At 69.3% G+C, this 16,692-nt stretch carries 17 protein-coding genes and 1 tRNA gene; 12 read left to right on the top strand and 6 right to left on the bottom strand.

Annotated features, from left to right (window positions below; all coding sequences use genetic code 11):
- The first annotated feature begins 247 nt into the window (after positions 1 to 247).
- The 3 genes from ACFYYW_RS00805 to ACFYYW_RS00795 all read left to right on the top strand — a co-directional run bounded on the left by ACFYYW_RS00805 (position 248) and on the right by ACFYYW_RS00795 (position 1,958).
- A complete protein-coding gene (locus tag ACFYYW_RS00805; RefSeq protein WP_387643429.1) occupies positions 248 to 412 on the top strand; it encodes a hypothetical protein in 165 nt (54 codons plus the stop codon).
- Between the two features lie 5 nt (positions 413 to 417).
- Positions 418 to 603, top strand: a complete 186-nt coding sequence (locus ACFYYW_RS00800) for a hypothetical protein (protein ID WP_387643427.1) — start codon at positions 418 to 420, stop codon at positions 601 to 603.
- Positions 604 to 1,004: 401 nt separating this feature from the next.
- Positions 1,005 to 1,958, top strand: a complete 954-nt coding sequence (locus ACFYYW_RS00795; protein WP_387643425.1) for a cyclase family protein — start codon at positions 1,005 to 1,007, stop codon at positions 1,956 to 1,958.
- A 336-nt stretch (positions 1,959 to 2,294) separates the two neighbouring features.
- Here the strand turns inward: ACFYYW_RS00795 and ACFYYW_RS00790 are convergent, their stop codons facing one another.
- The gene (locus tag ACFYYW_RS00790) at positions 2,295 to 4,439 is read right to left on the bottom strand and encodes a LuxR C-terminal-related transcriptional regulator (protein ID WP_387643423.1); all 2,145 of its coding nucleotides are present in this window, start codon (positions 4,437 to 4,439) and stop codon (positions 2,295 to 2,297) included.
- A 66-nt stretch (positions 4,440 to 4,505) separates the two neighbouring features.
- On the opposite strand from ACFYYW_RS00790, the gene ACFYYW_RS00785 reads away from it, so the two are divergent.
- The 3 genes from ACFYYW_RS00785 to ACFYYW_RS00775 all read left to right on the top strand — a co-directional run bounded on the left by ACFYYW_RS00785 (position 4,506) and on the right by ACFYYW_RS00775 (position 6,617).
- A complete protein-coding gene (locus ACFYYW_RS00785; protein WP_387643421.1) occupies positions 4,506 to 5,573 on the top strand; it encodes an alkene reductase in 1,068 nt (355 codons plus the stop codon).
- Position 5,574: 1 nt separating this feature from the next.
- Entirely contained in the window at positions 5,575 to 6,006 is a 432-nt protein-coding gene (locus ACFYYW_RS00780; RefSeq protein WP_387643419.1) for a hemerythrin domain-containing protein, read from the top strand.
- Positions 6,007 to 6,272: 266 nt separating this feature from the next.
- The gene (locus tag ACFYYW_RS00775; RefSeq protein ID WP_387643417.1) at positions 6,273 to 6,617 is read left to right on the top strand and encodes a hypothetical protein; all 345 of its coding nucleotides are present in this window, start codon (positions 6,273 to 6,275) and stop codon (positions 6,615 to 6,617) included.
- A gap of 493 nt (positions 6,618 to 7,110) precedes the next feature.
- Here ACFYYW_RS00775 and ACFYYW_RS00770 read toward each other — a convergent pair whose 3' ends face one another.
- The gene (locus ACFYYW_RS00770; protein WP_387643415.1) at positions 7,111 to 8,343 is read right to left on the bottom strand and encodes a hypothetical protein; all 1,233 of its coding nucleotides are present in this window, start codon (positions 8,341 to 8,343) and stop codon (positions 7,111 to 7,113) included.
- Between the two features lie 1,750 nt (positions 8,344 to 10,093).
- Here ACFYYW_RS00770 and ACFYYW_RS00765 point away from each other — a divergent pair.
- The gene (locus ACFYYW_RS00765; RefSeq protein WP_387643413.1) at positions 10,094 to 10,918 is read left to right on the top strand and encodes an integrase core domain-containing protein; all 825 of its coding nucleotides are present in this window, start codon (positions 10,094 to 10,096) and stop codon (positions 10,916 to 10,918) included.
- Positions 10,919 to 11,212: 294 nt separating this feature from the next.
- Here the strand turns inward: ACFYYW_RS00765 and ACFYYW_RS00760 are convergent.
- Positions 11,213 to 11,286: transfer RNA gene (locus ACFYYW_RS00760), tRNA-Pro, on the bottom strand.
- Between the two features lie 90 nt (positions 11,287 to 11,376).
- Between ACFYYW_RS00760 and ACFYYW_RS00755 the strand changes: the two genes are divergently transcribed.
- The 4 genes from ACFYYW_RS00755 (at position 11,377) to ACFYYW_RS00740 (ending at position 13,840) form a co-directional block, all read left to right on the top strand.
- On the top strand, positions 11,377 to 11,805 hold the full coding sequence (locus ACFYYW_RS00755) for a hypothetical protein (protein ID WP_352358106.1): 429 nt from the start codon (positions 11,377 to 11,379) through the stop codon (positions 11,803 to 11,805).
- A 71-nt stretch (positions 11,806 to 11,876) separates the two neighbouring features.
- Positions 11,877 to 12,422: a hypothetical protein gene (locus ACFYYW_RS00750; protein WP_352327437.1), complete on the top strand. Its 546-nt coding sequence runs from the start codon at positions 11,877 to 11,879 to the stop codon at positions 12,420 to 12,422.
- 6 nt (positions 12,423 to 12,428) lie between these two features.
- Positions 12,429 to 13,640, top strand: a complete 1,212-nt coding sequence (locus ACFYYW_RS00745) for a hypothetical protein (protein WP_387643410.1) — start codon at positions 12,429 to 12,431, stop codon at positions 13,638 to 13,640.
- Between the two features lie 5 nt (positions 13,641 to 13,645).
- The gene (locus ACFYYW_RS00740; RefSeq protein WP_352327439.1) at positions 13,646 to 13,840 is read left to right on the top strand and encodes a hypothetical protein; all 195 of its coding nucleotides are present in this window, start codon (positions 13,646 to 13,648) and stop codon (positions 13,838 to 13,840) included.
- Between the two features lie 342 nt (positions 13,841 to 14,182).
- On the opposite strand, the gene ACFYYW_RS00735 is transcribed toward ACFYYW_RS00740, so the two are convergent.
- Together ACFYYW_RS00735 and ACFYYW_RS00730 are read right to left on the bottom strand one after the other, a co-directional pair.
- Positions 14,183 to 14,596 carry an ATP-binding protein gene (locus ACFYYW_RS00735; protein ID WP_352330973.1) on the bottom strand — a complete coding sequence of 138 codons (414 nt, stop codon included), beginning with the start codon at positions 14,594 to 14,596 and terminating at the stop codon, positions 14,183 to 14,185.
- 37 nt (positions 14,597 to 14,633) lie between these two features.
- A complete protein-coding gene (locus tag ACFYYW_RS00730; RefSeq protein WP_352330971.1) occupies positions 14,634 to 15,407 on the bottom strand; it encodes a SigB/SigF/SigG family RNA polymerase sigma factor in 774 nt (257 codons plus the stop codon).
- Between the two features lie 175 nt (positions 15,408 to 15,582).
- Here ACFYYW_RS00730 and ACFYYW_RS00725 point away from each other — a divergent pair, with 175 nt between their 5' ends.
- Positions 15,583 to 15,939: an STAS domain-containing protein gene (locus tag ACFYYW_RS00725; RefSeq protein ID WP_352330975.1), complete on the top strand. Its 357-nt coding sequence runs from the start codon at positions 15,583 to 15,585 to the stop codon at positions 15,937 to 15,939.
- A 4-nt stretch (positions 15,940 to 15,943) separates the two neighbouring features.
- Here ACFYYW_RS00725 and ACFYYW_RS00720 read toward each other — a convergent pair whose 3' ends face one another.
- A complete protein-coding gene (locus ACFYYW_RS00720) occupies positions 15,944 to 16,651 on the bottom strand; it encodes a GAF and ANTAR domain-containing protein (protein WP_352330969.1) in 708 nt (235 codons plus the stop codon).
- Positions 16,652 to 16,692 lie beyond the last annotated feature (41 nt).

Here is a 16,692-nt window from a genome sequence, read left to right as displayed (position 1 = left end):
CGCCTGCGCGACCCGGCGAGCCGCGCCGCCTGGACCGCCTTCTGCGCCTGACCTTCCGTACCGGCGCCACCCCCGCACTCCCGCCCGAGCCTGGCGGGGGCGCGGCACGTCCGATCCGGCGGGATCAGCGCTTGGGGGCCGGGGGCAGCCGGAGGAGGGCCTTTCGGAGTCGCGCTCGGTGGTCGCTTCCGACGCGGGCGGCGCCTTGATCGAGACCTTGGCGCCCCAGCCGGAGTAGGTGGTCTCCATGGTGACCGGGCCCAGACCCACCTTGGGACTGGAGAGCCGGGTGCTCATCGTGCGCGGCAGCCCGGCGGGGGTCACGGTGAGCGTCCAGTTGACCTTGACGCCGGAGGTGAGCTTCCACCACAGGGTGGCGCGCGTCCCGGCCGAGACCCGCAGCAGCTCCTGACGGTCATGCTCTCCTTGTACGTGCTGCCGCTGCGCTTGGAATGGCTCAGCATGGCCTTGAGCGTGCCCGGCTCGGCCGGGTTGATGAAGTCGCCCTCCATGGCGGTCATCCCGCTCGTCCAGCCCGGCGACTGCTTGTACCAGGACTTGCCGGCGGGCAGCGCGGCGCCGATCGGCCCGCCCTTGACGTAGGACGTACGGCCGATGCGGACGGTCCGCTCCGGCTTGTCGAGCGAGGTGGCCTGGTTTTCCTCTTTGGGGGAATCGAACCCGTCCGCTGCTGGACGGTCACGCCCCTGCCCTCGCGCAGCTACGCACGCAGCGCGGCCAGCGGATCGTTGGGCGCGGCCAGCGCCGGCACGGACGGCACCAGGACGAATCCGGCGACCACGCCGGAGATCACGTACTTCTGCATGCCGGGAGATCATTCCGGTCGTGGATCACGGCGAGAACACGGATCCGGCGGGGGCGGCGCGTCCGTGGACGATCCAGTAGCATCCCGGGTCAGCGGGCCCTCGGCAGGCCGAAGGAGAAGGCGGGACACCCCGCCTCCGGCGCCTCGGGCCGCGTGGACCCGAGGAGCCGATAGCGCGATGACGGCAGGCCGACCGATGCCCACGCAGGACGACGTGCTCGGATACTTCGACACGCTGTCGAACTGGGGCCGCTGGGGCGACGACGACGAGCTCGGCACCCTCAACCACATCACCGACGACGTCCGGCTGGCCGCGGCGCGGGCGGTGCGCCACGGCAGAAGCGTGTCGTGCGCGTGGGAGGTCGCCGTACCCAAGGACATGGAGCGGTCGACGACGGCCTGCCCGCGCAGCGCCGACATGCCGGGCGCCGAGAACATGCCGGCCGCCTTTCACAAGGACCGACGCTGGGGGTTCTCCTCCGAGCGGCTCGGCCTCACCTTCCACGGCAACAGCCTCACCCACCTCGACTCGCCGTGCCACATCTTCTGGGACGGCACCATGTACAACGGGCGGCCCCACTCACTGGTCGACGCCGAGACGGGCTCGTCGTGGGCGGCCGTCACGGCGGCGGCGAACGGGATCGTCACGCGCGGTGTGCTGCTCGACGTCGCCGGTGCGCGCGGCGTGCCGTGGCTGGAGCCGGGGGAGGGCGTCGTCCCCGGCGACCTGGAGGAGGCCGAGCGGCGCCAGGGCGTGCGGGTGCGGCCCGGTGACGCCGTGCTGCTGCGCACCGGTTACGGCCGCGCCCGCCGCGAGGCCGGTGAGCCAGGCGGTTTCCGGCAGGCCGGCTGGCACGCGTCCTGCCTGCCGTGGCTGCACGAACGGCAGGTCGCGTTGATCGCCGCCGACACCCCCCAGGACGTTCAGCCGTCGGGGTACGAGGACGTGCTGATGCCGGTGCACGCCGTCGGCCTCGTGGCCATGGGGCTGTGGCTGGTCGACAACTGCGACCTGGAGGCGTGCTGGGCCACGGCCGCCGAGCTCGGCCAGTGGGACTTCCACCTCGCGGTCGCGCCGGTCCGCTTCGCCGGCACGTCCGGCAGCCCGGTCAACCCGATCGCCACGTTCTGACCGACGTTCACGAGGCGAAGCACGTCACGTGGCGAACGGCCCCGAGCGGGAACGGCGAGCCCCGCTTGAGGTGCCGGCCGCGTCAGGGCCGACGCCCTGCACGGGCAGAGCGGCCAGGGCGGTTGAAGGAACAGGTGCTCCAGCCTCACCGCTTCTGAGTTCAGGCGCAGGTTGCCAGGGGGCGTTCACAAGTGGGTCCAGCCTGAAAGGAATCAGCCGACTTGAGGATCGCTTCCCGCCTGCCGAATGAGCGCTTCCCGTAGGTCGGACGCCGGTAGCACCGTCGAGGTGCTTGCGTATTGTGTCGGACAGCACGCAAGCTGCGCCTCCTTCTGCTCAAGAACTTCGCCGGGAGATCTTCCGGCGAAGATCTTGGCGCGAATTGACGCCGAGCTTGGGGTAGGCGCGGTAGAGGTGGTATTCAACCGTGCGGGTGCTGAGGAAGAGCTGCGCAGCGATGTCGCGGTTGCTGACACCTGCCGCGGCCAGCCGGACGATCCGGCGCTCCTGCGGGGTCAGCCCACCGAGCGGATCCTCGTCCGGCGAGGCGGCGGTCATGGCCGGCGCTCCTGCCGCGCGCAGTTCACCGCGGGCACGCTCGGCCCACGGCGTGGCGCCGAGGCGAGCGAACTGTTCCGCGGCCAACTGCAGCGGGTGCCTCGACTCGGCCTTGCGCCCCGCTCGTCGCAACCACTGGCCGAACAACAGCTCCGTCCGTGCCCGCTCGAACGGGCGGCCTGCCCCTTCGTGCAGATGGACGGCTCTCGCCAGGAGCTCCCCCGCCTCCTCCCCGGGGGACACCAGAGCGCGGGCACGAAGCGCGACAGCCTGGGCCCAGGACCGGCCTCCAGCCCGGGCCCAGACAGCGAGCCGGTCCAGCGGTTCGGCAGCGAGGTCGGACCGGCCCACCCGGACTGCGGCCTCCACCAGGTCGGCGGCGACCGTCATGGCCTCGGGCCGTGTCCGCCAGGCCGCCTGCAGGTGTGGGAGCGCATCCTCGTAGCGGCCCTGCCCCAGCGCCAGTAGCCCCGGCTGGCCCGAAGCGTCTCCCTGGATGGCGGCGATCTCAGCCAGCAGCTCGGCGGACGACTCGCTCCCACCGGTGGCGCGGGCGATCTCGGCCGCCTCGTCAAGGGCGGCCCGGGCCTCGCCGTACTGGCCGGCCGCGATCTGAGCCTGCGCGAGCAGGCCCAGGATGCCGGGCAACTCGCCCAGCGTGCCGCGCTCGCGCAGCTCGTCGATCTGGTTGGTCGCCAGGGCCAGGGCGGCCTGCTCGTCTCCGGCGAGCAGGGCGTCGCGAACACTGGCGTGCCCGGCCAAGCGCGGCAATGCGCGCTCGTAGTCGTCGGAGCGCAGCAAGTTCCTCGCCGCCTCACTGCTGCGCCGGGTCCGCTCCGCCGGAACCGGGCTGATCTGCGCCGCGTGGTCGAGCATGCAGGCCGCGAGCGCCGGATCGGCGCGCCGTGCAAGATCTTCCAACTCGGCCGCGACCCGCTCGTCGGGAGCGAGTGTGACCGCGGCGAGGTGTCCAAGGCGACGGACCGGATCCGCGCTCGTTTCCGCCAGAACGCGATGAACCCGCAGCCGGTCGGTCAGCGGGACCAGGTAGTAGGCCGCACTGCGCTCCAAGGGATGGCGGAAAGCGAGCCGCATCCCGCTCACCCTCAGCGCCCCTTCGGCTCCGGCCAGGTCGCGTTCCGACAAGCCGAGCGCCGCCGCGGCGGACATGACGGTCGCCAGGTCGCCATCGCGCTCGGCGGCGGCCAGGGTAAGCAACAACCGGCTCTCGTACGGCACGGCCGTGGCGAGGCGATGTCCGAACCTGGCCAGCACGGCGTTGCTCGCGGGTAGCACGGATACGGGCAAGACCTGGCCGAGGCGTTGCTCGGCAGTGAGCGCGCGGACGAACTCCAGCAGCGCCAGCGGATTACCGTCCGCCTCCTGCAGGAGCCTGACTTTCACCTGCGGATTCAGCTCGATGCCGGCCAGCAGGCCCGCCGCGTCCGCCGAGCGATCCAGGGCGAGTGCGCGCAGACCGGGCGCGTCGAAACCGTGCTCCGCGGCGAAGATCATGCCGATGCCATCGGCGTCCAGCCGTCTCGCGGCAAACAGCAACGCCTCAGCCGACTGCCGGTCGAGCCGATGTGCGTCGTCGATCACGACCGTCACGGGGGCCAGGTCCGACAGCAGAGTGACGATCGAGAGGCCGACCAGGTACGGGTTCTCCGCCGGCCTGATCACCAGATCCCGCAGGACGTGCGGCAGGGTCTCGATCCGCGCGAGGCGCAGCAGCCGGTCCAGCGCCGCGTACGGCAGGGCCGCCTCTGCCTCGATCCCGCCGATCCGCATCGTCGCCGGCACGCCGTTCAGCAGCGTGGTCTTGCCGATGCCCGGCTCGCCGTACACGATGACGGCGGTACTGGCACCGGCTGCCGTACGCTCGGCGACGGCCAGGAGCTCTGCCCTCTCCTCTTCATGCACATCGGTAACGCTATCCAGTGGCGCTACGGAATCGGCCCCAGTAGTCCCGTCCGTAGCGTCGGCGCCATGACGAAGAGCCTTTTCGACAGCGTCACCCTCGGCAAGCTGGACCTGCCCAACCGCCTGGCCATGTCGCCCATGACCCGTAGCCGCTCCTACGACGGCCTGGCCTCCGAGCTGATGGTGGAGTACTACGCCCAGCGCGCGGGCGCTGGACTGATCATCACCGAGGGCATCCAGCCGTCGGTCATCGGCCAGGGTTCCATCAACACGCCCGGCCTGCACACCGACGAGCAGGTGGCTTCATGGCGGAAGGTGACCGACGCCGTGCACGATCGTGCCGGACGCATCTTCGCCCAGCTCTGGCACAGCGGCCGGGTTGCCCATTCCAGCCTCTACCCGGATGGGCGGCTGCCTGTGGCTCCGTCGGCTGTGCCCTCCGGCGGCCACATGATCAGCCACAGAGGGGAACAGCTCGACCACCCCACCCCGCACGCGCTGACGCTGCATGAGATCGCCGAGACGATCGCCGACTTCGTCGCCGCGGCACGCAACGCGATGGCTGCCGGGTTCGACGGGGTCGAGCTGCACGCCGCCAACGGGTACCTGATCCACCAGTTCCTGTCCGACAACGTCAACCTGCGTGACGACGAGTACGGCGAGCGGACCCGCTTCGCCCTCGACGTCACCCACGCGGTGGCCAACGCCATCGGCCCCGAGCGGACCGGCATCCATCTGTCACCGGCCAACCCCTACAACGGCATCGAGGAGCGCGACCCCTCGACGTTGTACACCTCGCTCCTCGGCGCCCTGCGGCCTGACCTGGCCTACGTCCACCTGCTGGAGATCGGCAACCGACCCCTGACCAAGCACTTGCGATCGGTCTGGCCGGGCACGCTCGTGCTCAATCCGCACACCGGGATCAAGCCCGTAGCGGGGATGTTCGCCTCCGCCGAGGAGGCCGCGGCGGCGCTGCCCGTCGCCGACATCATCGCCCTCGGCGGGCTGTGGCTGGCCAACCCTGACCTGCCCGCCCGCATCTGGGCCGGTGGGCCGTACAACGAGCCAGACCCTGAAACCTTCTACGGTGGCGACCGTCGAGGGTACACCGACTACCCACCGCTGGCCCGCTGACGTGGCCGACGACCTCCAGCGCGCCCTCGCCGTGGGCAACGAGCTGATCGCCATCCACGCCCGCTTCCGCGACCAGCTCGCCACCTTGCGTGCCCAGGCCGCCGGCCATCCGCCGCAGCTGGACATGGACCTCAAAACCCACTGCCTCGCCTTCTGCGAAGCCCTCCACGAGCATCACCGGGGTGAGGACCACCTCGGCTTTCCCCTCCTCGAACAGCACTTCCCCACGCTGCGGCCCGTTCTGGAGAAGCTGAGAGATGAGCATGTCGTAGTGGCCCGCATCCACCATGACCTGACCGAGGCCCTCAGTCGGGACGATCTCCGGCAGCTCCAGGCCGATCTCGACCGGCTGACCGCGGAGCTGGAAAGCCACTTCGACTACGAGGAGGAGCAGCTTGTGGCCGCGCTCAACCAGCTGCCCGGTCCGGCTTGACGTGACGTAGGAATCCCTGAAACGACGCGATCCCGCCTGATCTCGGTGACCAGACGGGATCTCGTCAACTTCAGTCCAGCCGTAGCGCGCTGCGTTCGCGAGCGCCACGTCAGTCAAGGCACCCCTTTCTCATGGCGGCCGGATTACATCTTGCCCGGCCGGCCCCAGCCGACCGGCGCCGCCGCGGGCGAGGCGCCACTCGACATCAATAACTGATCGTGAGTAAATAGTTACAGAACGTCATCGCACTGCTTCGAAAGGCACTCATGCGTCTGCACTCTGCTGTGGCTGCCGCCGGCGGCGCCCTGATGCTGGTTCTGGCGGTTCCCGCCTCCGCCTCAGCCGCCATGGGCCAGTTCCGCTACTCCTACCTCACCGCCGACGGGTACGACGTGGTCGGCTTCATCAACAACCCCCGAAGCGGGACCTGCATCGACATCCAGGGAGCCGGCTCTGACGGCACCTCGCCCGCCTACGCGCCGAAGAACCGGACCGACTCAACCGCCACGGTCTTCCTCGAAGCCGGCTGCGAGGGGGATGTCTTCTACAGTCTGCGACCTGGCGCCGGCGCTTCGGACCGCCTGCTGCTGCGCTCCGTCGTCTTTTCCTGAAGCACGGCCCGGGCGGCATGTTCGGGCCGGCCGCAGCATCGATCGTTGCACCACCGGCGGCAGATCCCCCGCTCGGCGGGCGGGAGGCCACCCGAGGTACGCCCGGCCGCCAGGCGTCTTCGCGGCCCTGCGCCGGCGGCCTGTCAATCCATTCCTCGGCGCGAGTACCCGCCGCGCACGGAGTTCCGTACGGCGGTGGCGCCCCCCAGGCTGAACAGGGCGATCAGCGCCAGGTATGGGACCGAGCCGACGGCGGCGCGCAGCATCGGACCGCTGGTGAGGACGATCAGGTAATGGGCGCTGGGCCTGGCTGACGCAGGCCCTGGTGACCTGGTGACCTGGTGACCTGGCGACGCAGCCACTCGTGGCTGGCCCTGGGCGACGCCCATCGTGCGCCGGCCGACACCCGGGAAGCCGACCGGGTCCTGGCCGCCCTCTGCATCGCCCAGGGCCTGGGTGGCAGCTCGCCCGAGGCCCTCGCGTGGTCGCGGGCTCAGGTCACGGTGAAAGTGAGCGGGCCGGCCACGGTGCTGTAGCCGTCGTTGTACAGGTACCAGGCCGCGTATCGGCCTGGTCCGGGCACGCTGCCGGTGTCCAGGGTGACGGTGCCGGCGGCGTTGGGCGCGTACGCCCAGGTGAAGGAGTTCTTCTTCCCTATGGTCGCGCCGCCGTCATCGGGATAGATGCCGACCCAGTTCGTACGGCTGACATTGCCGAGCGTCGTGGAGTAGCGCACCTTGAGGGGCGCGCCCTTGGCCACAGTGGACGTGTCGGTCCTGAGGGGAACCGCCGGGCCGAACGCGACGTTGCGCGGGTTGCGGCCAACCGGGACCGTGCCGGTCACCTTGTTCGTGGACACGTCGATCACCGACATCGTGTGGGCCGAATAGTGGGGAACATATACGAACCTGCCGTCCGGGGAGACCGCCACCAGCGGTGACTCCTCGACCGGGATGGTGGCCATGACGCGGTTGCCGGCGGAGTCGATCAATGTCACCGGGCCGTCGTCGAGCCCGACGTAGACGCCCGCTCCGTCGGGGGTGACCGCCACACTGAAAGGAGGCCATCCCACACTGATGGAGCGGCTGATCGTGTTGGTGGCGGTGTTGATGACGGACACCATTTGGGCTGCGTCGTCGGCCACGTACACCCGGCTGCCGTCGGGGTGCACCGCCAATCCTTGGCAGCCACCGGTTGTGGGCACGGTGGCGATGACGTTGCTGGTCGCCGTGTCGATCACCGACACCCTGCGATCAACGTAGTGGGAGACGTAGACGCGGCTGCCGTCGGGAGAGACGACGATGTCCTGCCCATCACCACCCGGCATGTCAGCGCTGACGTTGGTCGCGGTGTCGATCACCCGGGCACCCGTACCCTGGCCGGTGACATACACCTTCGCGCCGCTGGGAGAGACGGCGATCCTTGTGCCAGGCGCTGTGACCGTGGCGGTGATCGTGTTGGTCGCCGTGTCGATCACGGACACGGAGGAGTAGTCGGGGTTGGTGGCGTAGGCGCGGGTGCCGTCCGGGCTGACCGCGACGTCATAGGGACTGGCCCAACCGAAAGCAGCAGTCCGAACGGTGGCAGTAGTGGTGCCCGTCGCGGTGTCGATCATCGACACCGTGCGGTCACCGTTGGCGGTGTAGGCAAGTCCAGTGGTCGTTGCAGCAATTGGAAACGCCATTGACTTCTTCGCCTTCCTCGACGCGTCGATGCAGCGCAGCACGCCATCACGGATGGCGTACTCCCGGCGCCCGGCCAACAGGTGGCGGGTCGCGCTGCGCGAATGATCACTTGCGGATGTCGCCTCGGACCGCTCCCTTCGACTTGGGGAGAGGTCCTCAGTGCAGCCCAGCCAGGCTTGGGTCGTCGATGGCGCCGATGGTGATGCCTGGATGGGCGGGGGGTGTGGTGCCGGATCGTGTCGATCCCGGTCAGGGGCTGGGCCGGTCAGCCGGGTGGGCGTGCGGCCGGCTCTTGTCGCGGGTCAGGCGAGGGAGGTGCGACCCGAGCGCCGACCGCAAGGGACGGGCAGGGCGTCCGGCGTCGGCGTCGTCCTGCAACGGTCGCACGGTGCGGGACAGGGCAGGTCGGGGTCTGCCGGACGGTGGCGGCCCCACCGCTGCAAGAGCGGGAACGATGAAGTCATTCCGGCGCCCGGCGGGCTCTGAGCTCCTGGGCACCGGCGGTGGTCCAAAGAACACCTGTGGGGCTGTGGCCTGGCCCTCCTGCCCGCCCGGGGAGGGCGCCGGCGGTATGAGCACATCGATGTCGGGTGAGCGCACTCGCAGACCAACTTGGCAGAGCCCGGCGATCCGCAGGAGCCAGGGATCGAACCCAGCCTTCTCGAGCTGCGGTAACGCTCGTGCGGTCTGCTCGTGGAAACCCCACCGTTGAGCCTCCTTGCCGGGGCCTGGGAAGCCCACCCGCTGACGTTAAGAGATCCTCACTGCGCTCACAATGATCACAACCTGTCAGGTTGGACCGAAACAATCAGAGTGGAGCTCACATTCTCATTGAGGACCATCCATTACATCCCTGCTCCGCTCGGCAGCCAATCCGCAGCCATCGCGCGCTCTTGCCTACCTCGAACGCGAAACCGCACATCCGCGCCTAAGCGACCCAACCACGGCCCGCCACAAGGGGGCAGATTACGCAAGGCCCACCCCTTCCGTCCCGTCAGCCCCCAAGAGGGACTGCGGTAAATGTCTTCGTGCCATGGCCTCATCCGGCCACGTGCCCGACAGCTGTGACGACCTTGCGCTCCGTCGGCGGGCCAGGGCGAGCGGGGGCTGCAGTCAGGAGCGCTCGCCGGTGCCCGGTTGGCTGGCGCCGGGGTGCCACAGGCTGGAGCCGGTCCAAGCCGTCGGTGTTGAAGTTGTGGATCACGTCCCGGTCCGGTCAGCGCTGGCGAAGGACAGCTCAGCGATCTTCGCCACAGGCCTGGTCGTGCACGGTCGGCGTTGCTGGCGCTCGGCTCATCCACGGCCCTCCGCAAACTGATCGACGGGAAGCACAATCGCCACTGGGACGTCCGCTGCATGCTCGCCGGCGAACGGTGGCGGCGTCCCCGCCGTGCCTAGAACCCGTACTGGAGCCTGCGCCTGCCGATAACTACATCCGCCCCGGTCATTGCTTCGCATGGCGCACGCGAAATCCGGTCACCCGGGAGTCGGAAGCGGGTACGGCAGGATGATCCGCTGTGCTGCTTCGCCTGGCCTATATGACCGTCACGAACACGTTCGCCGCGCTGCGCTTGCTGCCCATGGGCGATCGAGACAAGGCCGTGGAGATCCTCGCCCTGCGTCACCAGATCACCCTCCTCGAACGCCAACTCGGCGCCGACACCCGGGTGATTCGCACCCGAGGACCGAGTCTTCCTGGCCGCGCTCCTGACCTCGCTGCCCCGGGAGGTTCTGCGTCGGCTGCGGCTGCTCATCCAAGCGGACACCGTCCTGCGCTGGCATCGCGATCTGATGCGACGGCGTCATGCCCGTACCTGCCGGACGAAGCGACGTGGGCGCCCGCCCACCGTCCAGTCCATCCGCACTCTCGTCCTGCGCCTGGTCCGGGAGAACCCCGGCTGGGGCTACCGGCGGGTGCACGGCGAGCTCACCACACTCGGCATCAAGGTCACGCCGTCCACCGTGTGGGAAATCCTCAAGCAGACCGGTCTCGATCCGGCACCCGAACGAGCCTCCACCACATGGGCCGGCTTCCTGCGCTCGCAAACCGACGCCCTGCTGGCTGCCGATTTCATCGAGACCATCACCCTCAACGGACAGCGCCAGTACATCCTGGCGGTGATCGAGCACGCCACCAGGCGCATCCGTGTGCTCGGCACCACCGCGCACCCGAACGCAAGCTGGGTCACCCAGGCGATCAAGAATCTGGTGATGGACCTGGACGATGCGGGCCGCAGAGCGCGGTTTCTGATCAGAGACAGGGATGGGAAGTTCCCGGCCCTAATGGATGCGATTCTCGCCGAGGCCGACATCAAGACAGTGCTCACCGGTATCCGGATGCCGCGGATAAACTCGATCATGGAGCGGTGGGTGCAGTCGTGCCGTCACGAGCTTCTCGACCGGTGCCTGATCTGGAACGAACGCCACCTGCGGCATGCCTTGCGGGAGTACGAACGGTTTTACAACCAGCACCGGGCCCACCAAGCCCTGAACCAATCCGCCCTGCTGCGTCCCGCCCCGGACCCGATCAGGGTCCCCGAGCGAATCACCGACCTGAACATATGTAGAAGAGCCCGGCTCGGCGGCGTCCTCCACGAATACTCACATGCCGCTTGACCTGCATGGACAGAATTTTCGGCAGGCACAGGATGGCCGACGCCGGGGTCCCCGTCCATGTCCTTCGCAAGATCGCCGGCCACGGGTCTCTGACGACTACACAGCGCTACCTTCATCCAGACCTCAGCGCCATCGCTGAGGCCGGAGATGCCCTCAGCGCGCACATGGCGGGGACGTGGTCCCCAAATGGTCCCCAGCTGCGAGTTGCCTAGGGAAGCGCCGGTCAAGATCGAGACACGAGAAAAGGCCGATAGACGTGGGCCTATGCCCACGTCTATCGGCCTTTCGCAACCGTCGGGACGACAGGATTTGAACCTGCGACCCCTTGACCCCCAGTCAAGTGCGCTACCAAGCTGCGCTACGTCCCGGTTGTGTCGGCCGCCCCCTGCGGGGCGGGACGTCATAACCTTAGCGCACATCAGAGGTAGGCGCGTACACGGAATGCGGGAGCGGAGGGCGTGGTGGGGCGGAGGCCGAGCGTTGATCGGGCGGAGCTGGCGCGGCTGGTGGCCGGCGGGATGAGCGTGCAGGAGCTGGCCGCTCATTTCGGGGTGTCCGAGTCGGGGGTGCTCCAGGCCAAGCGGGCCGCCGGGCTGGCCAAGCCGATGCTCGACCACAGTGCCGCCGTACCGTGGAAGCTGGCGCGCGTGCACGCGCAGTCCGGGCCGGCCACCAACCTGCGGAACCTGTCGGCGGCGGCGCAGGGGAAGCCGCCGGCGGCGGAGCGGTTGAACACGGCGCTGCGGTGGGCGCAGCGGCTCGTGGACGCGGGGCTCGACGTCCGGTACGACGCGGCTGAGGGGTTCAGTGAGGTTCCGGCGTCACCGGCGGGCTCGCACGTCGCGACGGTGCTGGAGGCCGCCAGGAAAGGGCTTGCAGCTCACTGAGCACGCGAGTTTCGACGGCCTTGATCGTGGGCAGTCGCAGGTCTCATTACAGAGACCGGAGGCGAACATCAATGACCACCTTGATCTGGGTGGCCGTCGTCGTGGTCGCGGTGGTGGCGCTCGCCGCAGTGGGCTATGTCGTGCTACAGCAGCAACGCCGCAGCCGTCTCCGCGAACGTTTCGGCCCTGAGTACGAGCGTACGGTGGCCGAGAGTGAAAACCGGCGTGAGGCCGAGCGGGAGCTCATCGCCCGCGAGCAGCGCCATTCCGAGCTCGACATCCGGCCGCTGCCGGAGGAGACGCGCGACGCGTACGCCAACCGGTGGACCGAGGTCCAGGAGCGTTTCGTCGACGCCCCCGGATTCGCGGTGACCGAGGCGGACCAGCTCGTCACCTCGGTGATGGCGGACCGCGGCTACCCCACGGACGACTTCGAGCAGCGGCTGTCCGATCTGTCGGTCGGGCACGCGGCCACTCTCGACCACTACCGGAAGGCCCACGAGATCAGCGGGCGGGCGGCCAGGAAGGAAGCCTCGACCGAGGAGCTCCGGCAGGCCATGGTTCATTACCGCGCGTTGTTCGAGGAACTGCTGCACGAGACCACGCGAGGGCGGTGAACGTAGATGAGCAGCAGCAGGAGAAGTGAGGACGAGCTCAAGGTCCCGTCGCAGCGGTCGGACGAGGCCGCCAGGGACGACGAGCACCGGGACCTCACCGACGGGACCGGCGACCGTTACGACGACACCACCGGGCGGCACGACGGCGGCTACCCGGACGACGCCGGTCGCACCCCCGCGAGCCACGGGTACGACCCCACGGCCCCCCACCGGGACCATGACGACGAGCAGCCCTACAAGGACCCTTACGCGAGCACCGGCGCCCCCGGCGACCTGCCGACCGAGCCGCACCGCGAGGGCCCTCTGGGACACGGCCCCGACCACCGCTCCCCCAACCCCGACCCCGACCACCACTCCCCCGACCCCGCGCACGCCGACGTCCTCACCGACGAGACGCCCGGCCACGCGACCTCTCGGGACGCGCTGTCCGGACCCGGGGCACACCACGACGACCGGTCCGACGACGTGCTGGTCCACAGCGACCGGTCCGACGACGTGCTGGTCCACAGCGACCGGCCGGACGACGTGCTCGTCCACGGCGACCGGTCCGACGACAGGCCGGCGCGCGGCGACCGTCCCCACGACGAGACGGCCCATGACGGGCGAGCTCAGGACGACGTCCTGGTTCATGGCGGGCGGGACGACGACGACTTGGCGCGCGACGACGTAACCCCTGCTGGGGCGGCCCGCGACAGGCTGACGACCGATGGCGGTCTCACCGACAGCCGTCGCGCCGACAACGACCTCACCGACAGTGAGCTCGGCGAGGGCAGGCGGCCAGTCGAGGGGGCTCCTCTTGACGGGGCGCCCGTCCAGGGAGCGCCCGTCGAAGGTGCTCACGTCGAGGGTGCTCACGTCGAAGGTGCTCACGTCGAAGGTGCTCCGGTCGATGACGTTCCCTCGCACGCGGCCCCTCGGGAGGTCGCCCTGTTCGACCAGGACCCCGCCGAGGTACAGGCCCGCTGGCGCGACGTCCAGGCGTCCTTCGTGGACGACCCCGCCGAGGCGATCCAGCGTGCTGACGGCCTGGTCGGCGAGGTGGTGGAGTCGCTGACCAACTCCCTCACCAGCCGTACCGGCGCGCTGCGCGAACGCTGGAAGGACGTCGACTCCCCCGACACCGAGGACCTGCGGCAGGCGTTCCGCGACTACCGCAACGTCCTGGAGCAGTTGCTCGCGCTGTCCACGCACAATCTGACCCCCGAAACGAGGAGGTGATCGACATGCTCGCAGTCGTCGCGGCGATCATCTTCGGGTTGGGCTTCCTGCTCGACCTCGTGGGCGTGAAGATCGGCGGGATCTCCGGCATGACGTTCGTCCTGCTGGGGCTGACCTTGCTGGCCCTGCACCAGGCAGGCGTCGGCACGGCGGGCATCCGCGGCGGGACCGGCCACTGGCGCGGCCGCAGCCGCCGCTGAGCAGGCTACCGACCAGCCGCTGAGCAGCAGCTGAGCACGCTGTCCGGGTGGGAGGCCAACCGGCCTCCCACCCGAAACACCACACAAAGAACTAAATAGCGCTAAATATCCAGAAAAATCGGGGCGCCTCGCCGAGGACGCAGGGGCCCGGACGGGGCCCGGACGGGGTCCGGACGGGGTCCGGACGGGGGTCCGGACGGGGCCGGACGGGGCCCGGACGGGTGAAGAAGAGCCGACGTCGAGATCGACGAAGACAGGCCACCACACCGGGCCAGGAAGACAGGCCCACCACACCGGGCCAGGCGCCGACGCAGGCTTTCCCGAAGCAGGCCTTCCCGAGGGTCACCCCTTACCGGGAAACCTCATGATCACCGTGCTCCCCCCGCTGCCCACCCTCAACGTGAAATCAGAGGACAGCAGCCGCGCCACCCACAACCCCATGCCCCCCACCGCCCCCGGCAGCGGCCCCGGCTTCCAGAAGCCCTCGTCGTGCACCTCGACCACCAGGTCCCCGCTGATCACCCAGGTCCGCATGGCGGCCCGGTCGGCCCCGTGCGTGACCGCATTGGTCGCCACCTCGTTGACCGCGATGACGAAGTCGCCGACCGCCTCCTCGGGCATCCCCACGGCGCGGGCCTCGTCCTCGGCGAACTGCCGGACCTCCGGCAGGTCCGGCAGGCGGAAGCGCAGCTCCTTCACGGGCACGCCGGGTGGCGGGCTCGTGTAGCCCGACTGAGGCTCGACGTCCTCGTTCACCCGGCGACTCGCCTTTCTCTCAGCAGCCGGCCAGCGGCTAACCGACCAGTAGCTCACTGCGGAGCTGGTCGAGTACCTTACGGAGAATCCGTGAGACGTGCATCTGCGAGATGCCGAACTCGGCGGCGATCTCGGCCTGCGTCATGTTGCCGAAGAAGCGCAGCAGCAGGATGTGCTTCTCGCGGCTGGGCAGCGCGTCGATGAGCGGCTTGACGGCCTCGCGGTCGACCATGGTGCTCAGCGTGTCGTCGTCCTCGGGGATGACGTCGCCGAGCGAGGCCGCGTCGTCGTCGGTGCCGAGCGGCGCGTCGAGCGACAGCGTGCTGTACGCGGCCGAGGCGTCGAGGGTGAGCAGGACGTCCTCCTCCGAGATGTTCATCTTCGCGGCCAGCTCGGCCACGGTCGGGGACCTGCCGAGGTCCTGGCTGAGGTCGGCGACGAGCCGGTTGAGCTCGGACCGTCGCTCCTGGTAGAGACGCGGCACCCGGATGGCCCAGGTGCGGTCGCGGAAGTGCCGCTTGACCTCACCGGTCATCGTGACGACCGCGTAGCCCCTGAAGGCGTGGCCGAGGGTCGGGTCGAAGCCGTTGACGGCCTTCATCAGGCCGACGTACGCGGCCTGGAGGAGGTCCTCCAAAGGTTCGCCCCGGTAACGGTAACGCCTGGCGATTTCCATGGCCAGCGGCCGGTGCATCTCCACGATGCGCTCGCGCAGCCGTTCCCTGTGGCTGTCGGGTGTGTCTTCCCTGACCATCTCAGCCAGGAGTTCTTCCGCGGTCATCTCCTCGAGGACGTACTCCTGCACAGCCATCGCTGCTCCTCATATGGGTCGCAGGGCGGCCTCCGCCAGCAGAAAAGCCCAGGCAGAGGCACGCCTCGCTCTACTCTCGAGACGGAAGCCCTCTGCTGGACTTCGGTCCCAGTCTCCCCCCTGCCGCGGGAAGTATTCCTCGGTCGCGTGGTGACAGTAGGGTTGCTTCGTGACAATGCCCGAAAACGGCGAGGGGCCCGTGGCCGCCCTGAGCCTGACGTCATCGCCCGTCGGCGAGATCACCGTCGTCAAGGTCGACGGTGTGCTCGACGCCACGACGCGTGAGCAGTTCGCCGACTACCTGTCGCTGGCCGGAGCCGACCTGATACTCGATCTGGCCGGGGTGACGTTCATGGATTCGCGAGCGCTCGGGCTGATCGTCCATCACTGGCAGACCAGCCTGTCGTCGGGTGCGCGGTTCGCCCTGGTGGGCGTGGAGTACTCCAAGTCGAAGGTGATGTGGATCACCGGGCTGGCGCAGCGCCTGCCGCTGTACGACACGCTCGACGACGCCCTGGCCGCCATCGGCTGAGGCCCTATGAGCGACGCGTCGACTTGCGCTGGTGCTCCTCCACCAGAAGCCTGGCCAGATCGGCCACCTTGACCTGATGGTGCTGCGAGATCCTGCGCAGCTCCTCGAAGGCGGCCTCGGCCGTGCATCCGCTGGTCTGCATGATGATGCCCTTGGCCTGGTCGATGACCGACCGGCCGGCCAGGGCCTCCTGCAGCTGGGCGGCGTCGGTGCGCACCTCCTCGAACTCCCACATGTTCGCCATGGCCACCCCGACCTGCTCGGTCAGCATGTCGGCCAGCGAGTGGGCGGCCTGCGGGGAGAAGGCACCCGGGCGCACGGAGTAGAGTCCGACGATGAGCTGCGCCGGCGCCACCTCGATGGGCACGATCAGTACCGAACGCACCCCCCAGCGGGTCGCCAGTGCGTTGTAGCGGGGCCACCGGCTGTCGCTCAGCACGTCGCTCACGCTCGCGCGGGCGCCGCTCTGGCGGGCCTCCAGGGACGGTCCTTCACCGAGTTCGCGTTCGCCCTCGACCAGCATGATCAGCTCGCTGTGCGAGCCGGAGACCAGCACCCGCTGGTCGCGCCAGTGTTCGGCCGAGCCGCCCGAGCACCCGGGCACTCCGGCCGCCAGCGCCGTGGTCAGGCCGCGCAACACGCTCTCCGTGGAGGTGTCCTCACCCAGCCGCCCCAGCGCCGCCAGGTCTCGGGCGAGCCCGGGAGTGATCATCGCCGTCGATTCCATAGCAAGAAGCCCCTACCCCTTATGGC

This window comes from Nonomuraea sp. NPDC001831 (genome assembly GCF_042892035.1).
Taxonomy (GTDB): Bacteria; Actinomycetota; Actinomycetes; order Streptosporangiales; family Streptosporangiaceae; genus Nonomuraea.
Note: the sequence above shows the minus strand (reverse complement) of the source record. Positions and strands in the feature narration are given on the sequence as shown.

What these genes read in the sequence shown, in the direction of transcription:
- ACFYYW_RS00720 (WP_352330969.1), bottom strand. Translation starts at nt 16,651, where the DNA reads ATGATCACTCCCGGGCTCGCCCGAGACCTGGCGGCGCTGGGGCGGCTG.
- ACFYYW_RS00785 (WP_387643421.1), top strand. Translation starts at nt 4,506, where the DNA reads ATGACGAAGAGCCTTTTCGACAGCGTCACCCTCGGCAAGCTGGACCTG.
- ACFYYW_RS00730 (WP_352330971.1), bottom strand. Translation starts at nt 15,407, where the DNA reads ATGGCTGTGCAGGAGTACGTCCTCGAGGAGATGACCGCGGAAGAACTC.
- ACFYYW_RS00805 (WP_387643429.1), top strand. Translation starts at nt 248, where the DNA reads ATGGTGACCGGGCCCAGACCCACCTTGGGACTGGAGAGCCGGGTGCTC.
- ACFYYW_RS00800 (WP_387643427.1), top strand. Translation starts at nt 418, where the DNA reads ATGCTCTCCTTGTACGTGCTGCCGCTGCGCTTGGAATGGCTCAGCATG.
- ACFYYW_RS00745 (WP_387643410.1), top strand. Translation starts at nt 12,429, where the DNA reads ATGAGCAGCAGCAGGAGAAGTGAGGACGAGCTCAAGGTCCCGTCGCAG.
- ACFYYW_RS00740 (WP_352327439.1), top strand. Translation starts at nt 13,646, where the DNA reads ATGCTCGCAGTCGTCGCGGCGATCATCTTCGGGTTGGGCTTCCTGCTC.
- ACFYYW_RS00725 (WP_352330975.1), top strand. Translation starts at nt 15,583, where the DNA reads ATGCCCGAAAACGGCGAGGGGCCCGTGGCCGCCCTGAGCCTGACGTCA.
- ACFYYW_RS00775 (WP_387643417.1), top strand. Translation starts at nt 6,273, where the DNA reads ATGCGTCTGCACTCTGCTGTGGCTGCCGCCGGCGGCGCCCTGATGCTG.
- ACFYYW_RS00765 (WP_387643413.1), top strand. Translation starts at nt 10,094, where the DNA reads ATGCGACGGCGTCATGCCCGTACCTGCCGGACGAAGCGACGTGGGCGC.
- ACFYYW_RS00750 (WP_352327437.1), top strand. Translation starts at nt 11,877, where the DNA reads ATGACCACCTTGATCTGGGTGGCCGTCGTCGTGGTCGCGGTGGTGGCG.
- ACFYYW_RS00795 (WP_387643425.1), top strand. Translation starts at nt 1,005, where the DNA reads ATGACGGCAGGCCGACCGATGCCCACGCAGGACGACGTGCTCGGATAC.